Origin of the sequence: Micromonospora sp. S-DT3-3-22, from assembly GCF_015354745.1 — a bacterium.
GTDB lineage: Bacteria > Actinomycetota > Actinomycetes > Mycobacteriales > Micromonosporaceae > Micromonospora > Micromonospora wenchangensis.
The window spans coordinates 1-3,247 of record NZ_JACGMO010000247.1 but is presented as its reverse complement, the minus strand read 5'-3'; the positions used below and the strand labels follow the sequence as shown (position 1 = coordinate 3,247).

The following is a 3,247-nucleotide window of genomic DNA, read 5'->3' as shown; positions in this document are numbered from 1 at the left end:
GTGCCGGCGGCGCGGACCGCCACCGGCGGGCGGGTGCGGCCGGCGGCGGGGCCCCGGTGCCGATCACCGCGCCGATCCGGTTGCCGCCGCGTACCGTCAGGTGGGTCAGCGCGGCGGTCGCGGCGACCACCACGTCCCGCTTGAGCCACCGGCCGGTGCCGAAGTCCAGGCTCGCCGACAGGTCCACCGCCAGCCAGGTCTCCAACTCCCGGTCGGCCACCGTACGCCGCACGTGCGGGGTGGTGGTGCGGGCCGTCACCGGCCAGTCCATCCGGCGTACGTCGTCGCCGGGACGGTACTCGCGCGACTCCCCCGCCTCGCTGCCCGGACCGGGCAGCAGACCCGCGTAGTCGCCCTGGAGCAGCCCGTCGAGTTTGCGGGTCACCAGCAGTTGCAGCCGGGACAGCACCGCCTCGGTCCGCTCCCCACCGGCGTCGGCCGGGCGTACCGGTGCGGTCACGGGTGCTGCCCGGGCCAGCCGGCGGCCGGCGGGCCGCTGACCGGCGGTGGGGACGCCTGCTGCCGGGGCGCGACCGAGGGCGGCGGGATGGTCGACATCACCCGGTGCACCACGTGGTCGGCGGGTACGTCGTCGGCGAGCGCGTCGTAGCTGAGCACCAACCGGTGGCGCAGGATGTCCGGCGCGATGTCCTGGACGTCCTGGGGCAGCGCGTAGTCCCGGCCGCGCAGCAGGGCCAGCGCCCGGGTGGCCCGGACCAGGCCGAGCGAGGCGCGCGGGCTGGCCCCGTACTGGATCAGCCGGGCCACGTCGGGCATCCCGTGCTCGGCGGGGCTGCGGGTGGCCAGCACCAGCCGTACGGCGTAGTCGACCAGGGCGTTGTGCACGAAGACCTGGTCGGCCTTGCGTTGCAGGGCGAGCAGGTCGTCGGTGGTGAACACCTGCGCCGGCTCGGGCGCGGCGACCCCCATCCGGTAGACGATCTCCCGCTCCTCGGCGTCGGTGGGGTACCCGACGACGATCTTCATCAGGAACCGGTCCCGCTGCGCCTCCGGCAGCGGATACACCCCCTCCTGCTCGATCGGGTTCTGGGTCGCCATCACCAGGAACGGGTCGGGCACCCGGTGGCTCTGGCCGCCGATCGAGACCTGCCGCTCGCTCATCACCTCCAGCAGCGCCGACTGCACCTTGGCCGGGGCCCGGTTGATCTCGTCGGCGAGCAGGAAGTTCACGAAGACCGGGCCCAGCTCGACGTCGAACTTCTCACTCGACTGCCGGTAGATCCGGGTGCCCATGATGTCGGCCGGCACCAGGTCCGGGGTGAACTGCACCCGGGCGAACTGCCCGCCCACCACCCGGGCCATCGTCTCCACCGCGAGGGTCTTCGCCACCCCGGGCACCCCCTCCAGCAGGCAGTGCCCCCGGGCCAGGAGCGCCACGAACATCCGCTCCACCATCCGGTCCTGGCCGACGATCACCCGTTTGATCTCGAACAGGGCCCGTTCCAGCAGCGTGGCGTCCTGGGCGGGGGTGGTCACCGTCGCGGGTGTCTCGGGGGCCGTCCCGTTCGGGGTCGGGGCGTCGGGCGTGGTCGGCTGGGCCACCGGTCCTCCACAGCATGATCGGTCGTCGTGGCGTGGTGCGGTAACAAGACTCGCATGCCCGGCTGAGAGCCGAGGTGGGGAGAACCCGATTTCGGGTACGCCGTCCGGATCGCCGAATCGCTGAACGAGGCTGGACACGAAGGGGTCTGCCACGTGTACGATTCACCCCGTCGCCGGGCGGCTCCCCCCGTGGCCGCCCGGCGCTCATATCTTCTCCGGTCCCGGCGCGCGCCTACACTCCCCTGGTGACCGATCCCACCCCCGCAGGCGGGGCACCCGTCTGTTCGTCCCGGGGCTGCCGCGCGCCCGCCGTGTGGGCGCTGCGCTGGAACAATCCCCGGTTGCACACCCCCGAGCGGCGCAAGACCTGGCTCGCCTGCCCGGCCCACCGGGGCAGCCTCGGCGACTTCCTCGACGCCCGCGGCTTCCTCCGTGAGGTCACCGCGCTCCCCGGATCGCATACCCTCGAAGCGTGAACGCTGCCGAGCCACCCCAGTCCCCGGTGAGCGCCCTGGAACCCTGGCCGGACACGGTCCACTGGCAGCCCATCTCGACCGACCTGATCTGGGTCGAACTGCTCCGCCTGGCGATGGGCCTGGCGGTGCTGCTGGTCGGGCTGGCGCTGGGCTGGGCGTTCACCGGGCACTGGCTGTTCGGTGCCGGCTGCGCCGTGGTGCTGCTCGGCGGCGGCTGGCGGGTGGTGACGATCGTCCGCGCCGTCCACGCCTGGGGGTACGCCGAACGCGCCGACGACCTGCTGGTCCGGCACGGGCTGCTGGTCCGCCGGTTGTCCATCGTGCCGTACTCGCGGATGCAGTTCGTCGACGTCAGCGCGGGTCCGCTGGAACGCGCCTTCGACCTCGCCACCGTGCAGCTGCACACCGCCGCGGCGGCCACCGACGCCCGGGTGCCCGGCCTGCGGCCGGCCGAGGCGGCCCGGTTGCGCGACCGGCTCACCGCCCTCGGCGAGGACCGGGCGGAGGGGCTGTGACCGACGGTCCCCCCGGCCCCGGCGCACCCCACCCGACGCACCCGGACGCCCCGGCGCACCTCCCGGCGGCCCCGGACGTTCCGGCGGCCCCGAATGTCCCCGCTCCGGATGTCCCGGCGGGTCCGGCCGCCCCGACGGGTCCCGCTGTTCCGCGTGCGCCGCATCCGCCGGTGGCCACGGACGTCCCGGCGGCCACCGACGCTCCGCCGGCAGGGGCGGGCGGGCCGGCCGGTGCCGAGCCACGGCAGCGGCTGCACCCGCTGAGCCCGGTGTTGCAGGGGGCGAAGTCCCTGGTCGTGGTGATCGCCGGGCTCTCCTGGTCGACGCTGTCCCGGGTCGGCTTCGGCTGGTTCGCGGTGCTGGTGGCGGTGCTCGCCCTCGGCGCGACCGTGCTGGCGGTGGTGAGCTGGTACAACACCGGCTACCACATCGTCGGGCGGGAACTACGGGTGCACGAGGGGCTGCTGTGGCGGCGGACCCGGGCGATCCCGCTGGAACGGTTGCAGGCCGTGGAGGTGGTCCGCCCCCTGCTGGCCCAGCTCACCGGCCTGGCCGAGCTGCGCCTGGAGGTGGTCGGCGGCGGCAAGACCGAGGCGCCGCTGGCGTACCTCTCGGTCGCCGACGCGGCCCGGCTGCGGCAACGGCTGCTCGCCGTGGCCGCCGGCCTGCCCGACGGCGCGGCCACCGGCCCCG

Annotated in this window: 5 protein-coding genes; 3 read left to right on the top strand and 2 right to left on the bottom strand. The window is 74.7% G+C overall.

What is annotated here, in order from left to right:
• A partial coding sequence (locus H1A17_RS33820; protein ID WP_194823789.1) for a DUF58 domain-containing protein occupies positions 1-478 on the bottom strand: 478 nt, incomplete at its 3' end.
• The gene (locus H1A17_RS33815) at positions 457-1,563 is read right to left on the bottom strand and encodes a MoxR family ATPase (RefSeq protein ID WP_145920810.1); all 1,107 of its coding nucleotides are present in this window, start codon (positions 1,561-1,563) and stop codon (positions 457-459) included. The genes H1A17_RS33815 and H1A17_RS33820, both read right to left, overlap by 22 nt.
• Before the next feature lie 245 nt (positions 1,564-1,808).
• Here H1A17_RS33815 and H1A17_RS33810 point away from each other — a divergent pair, with 245 nt between their 5' ends.
• From H1A17_RS33810 to H1A17_RS33800, 3 genes are all read left to right on the top strand, one after another.
• Positions 1,809-2,039: a hypothetical protein gene (locus H1A17_RS33810; RefSeq protein WP_145920811.1), complete on the top strand. Its 231-nt coding sequence runs from the start codon at positions 1,809-1,811 to the stop codon at positions 2,037-2,039.
• On the top strand, positions 2,036-2,554 hold the full coding sequence (locus H1A17_RS33805) for a PH domain-containing protein (protein ID WP_240762285.1): 519 nt from the start codon (positions 2,036-2,038) through the stop codon (positions 2,552-2,554). The genes H1A17_RS33810 and H1A17_RS33805 overlap by 4 nt, the downstream gene beginning before the upstream one ends.
• A 170-nt stretch (positions 2,555-2,724) precedes the next feature.
• Positions 2,725-3,247, top strand: a 523-nt coding sequence (locus H1A17_RS33800; RefSeq protein ID WP_194823788.1) for a PH domain-containing protein, incomplete at its 3' end; no start/stop codon positions are given.